This is a genomic window from Mesorhizobium sp. M7A.F.Ca.US.011.01.1.1, assembly GCF_003998295.1.
GTDB lineage: Bacteria > Pseudomonadota > Alphaproteobacteria > Rhizobiales > Rhizobiaceae > Mesorhizobium.
Genome location: NZ_RZRT01000155.1, coordinates 1 through 1,973 on the forward strand (window position 1 = coordinate 1; position 1,973 = coordinate 1,973).

The window sequence follows — 1,973 nt, forward strand, 5'->3', positions numbered from 1 at the left end:
GGCTCGAGCGGCTCGATCATCGGTGGCGGACCGGTGAAGATCGTCGCTGTCCATGGTTGGATGGGCGACCATAGTCTGTTCGAGCCTACCTACAGCCATTGGGATCGGCGACGTTTGAGCGTCGCGTTTCTTGACTGCCGCGGGTACGGCCGCCGAACCAACGTCGCGGGCGAGCTTACTGTCGAGGAAATCGCGAACGATATTCGGGGCGTTGGCCCGGACGCTGGGCTGGGATCAATACAGTGTCATCGGCCACTCCATGGCGGATGTCCGCCCAGCTATTGGGCGCCGAAGCCACGTCGGAAGTCGCGTCAGCCATCCTCGTGGCGTCGGTCCCCGCCTCGGGGCCAAGATCACCGATGAGCGCCGCGCGCTGCTCAAGGAGGCGATCGTCGATCCGGAAGCTCGGAAGCGGCATTGACGTCAACACGGGCCGCACCAAGAGCGATGACTGGCTCTCGGCGCTCCGGGACCTCAGCGTCGCCGGGACTAATCGCAATGCGCTTGAAGCATACATGGCGTCGTGGACAGGCACCGACCTCTCGGCTCGGGTATCGGGCACCGAAACTCACGCGCACGCTATTCTCGGAGAACTCGACCTAGGTGCTTCCAAGACGAAGATCGAGGAGACCGTCGGATCATGGTTCAAAAATCTGACCGTGAACGAGATGCTGGAAACGGGGCACTATCCAATGTACGAGCGCCCCGCCGAATTCGTCGGGACCGTGCCGCAACTCCTTATGCGCCCCTGAGACGCAACTATCCCCATCCTCAAAGACTTCGGGAAGGCAATGACATGCGCAAGCCAAGACTCCTCATCGCCGGCGCGAGCGGTGCCGTTGGGACCTTGCTAAGGCCGCTCCTGCGTGACTACTACGATCTGCCCCTGACCGGACGGAAAGCCGTCGATACAGTTGAAGGAGAGGGCGCGGTTGCCGGAGACATCACGTCGTCGGATTTCTTCGACCGGATAACGGACGGAATAGACGGCATCCTTCATCTGGCAGGTGCGGTCGGAAAATCATTGACCTACGAAGAGACCCTTGGGCCGAACTACAATGCCGTCGTCCTCCTTCTTGAGGCGTGCCGACGGAAGCGCATCGAGCGGCGGCATTTTCGCCTGCAGCCATCACATCGTTGGCATGCTGCCGTCTAACCGGGAATGGGATGAAGGCGCGACGATCACGCCGGATGGATTCTGTGGGTTGAGCAAGGCGTTCGGAGAAGCGGCGTGCGCCATGTACGCGCTGAAGTTCGGAATCAGGACTCTTGTCATCCGCATCGGCAACGCCGACCTAGCGATCGTGGATGGCCGTCGCGAGCGCATATGGATCAGCGGCGCTGATCTCGTGGCATTAGTCCGGCAAGGAATGGAATCTCGGGACCTCACCTACGAGATCGTCAACGGCGTGTCGAACAGCGAAGTCCCGCTGCTTGCCAGACGCTCCACCGACCAGATCGAGTACGAGCCAGTCTCTCACTCGCGTGCAACCGGGCCACCACTTTCCGCCCATTGGAGACCCTGACAGAAAGCGATGTATATGTCGGCGGACTATTCGCGGCAGACCCTTTGCCATCACCATGGGGATGACCTTCCCCAATGCTATCGGTTGAAAAGCGGCGTTTTAGCGTCTTTATCTCAGACGGCTTCTCCCTACTTGCTTTGAGCGGTGTGACCGCGCCCCTGAGGATCGCCAACGAGCTGTTGGGCTATCAAGCCTGCACATGGAGGATCGTTGGCGATAGACATCAGGTCTCTGAAGCGCCAACATGAGCCCTGAGTCCCGGTCTCTGAAGCGCCACAAGCCAGCGGTGGACCTCTGCTACCTCACAGGAGTCTGGAACGAGGCCGTTGAAGCCCGAATGAGCATGCTCGGCTCGATTATTACTTCTTTTCGCCGCGTCCTCGCGCCATCAAGTCTTTCAAGCAAGCATTCGACGGCTGCCTCCGCTGTGAGGTCGAGTGGCTGACG

At 60.2% G+C, this 1,973-nt stretch carries 3 protein-coding genes; all 3 read left to right on the forward strand.

Translation table 11 applies throughout. From position 1 onward, the window contains the following. The first annotated feature begins 359 nt into the window (after window positions 1-359). The 3 genes from EOA13_RS38225 to EOA13_RS36970 are packed head-to-tail and all read left to right on the forward strand — an operon-like array spanning window position 360 to window position 1,526. Window positions 360-752 carry an alpha/beta hydrolase gene (locus tag EOA13_RS38225; protein WP_164780614.1) on the forward strand — a complete coding sequence of 131 codons (393 nt, stop codon included), beginning with the start codon at window positions 360-362 and terminating at the stop codon, window positions 750-752. Between the two features lie 44 nt (window positions 753-796). Continuing rightward, window positions 797-1,156, forward strand: coding sequence for an NAD-dependent epimerase/dehydratase family protein (locus tag EOA13_RS36965; RefSeq protein WP_164780616.1), 360 nt, complete (start codon window positions 797-799; stop codon window positions 1,154-1,156). A 49-nt stretch (window positions 1,157-1,205) separates the two neighbouring features. Continuing rightward, window positions 1,206-1,526, forward strand: coding sequence for a hypothetical protein (locus EOA13_RS36970; protein ID WP_127298030.1), 321 nt, complete (start codon window positions 1,206-1,208; stop codon window positions 1,524-1,526). Window positions 1,527-1,973: the final 447 nt, after the last annotated feature.

Bases quoted from the DNA above. Each gene is read 5' to 3' on its own strand.
- EOA13_RS38225 (WP_164780614.1), top strand. From the start codon at position 360: ATGAGCGCCGCGCGCTGCTCAAGGAGGCGATCGTCGATCCGGAAGCTC.
- EOA13_RS36965 (WP_164780616.1), top strand. From the start codon at position 797: ATGCGCAAGCCAAGACTCCTCATCGCCGGCGCGAGCGGTGCCGTTGGG.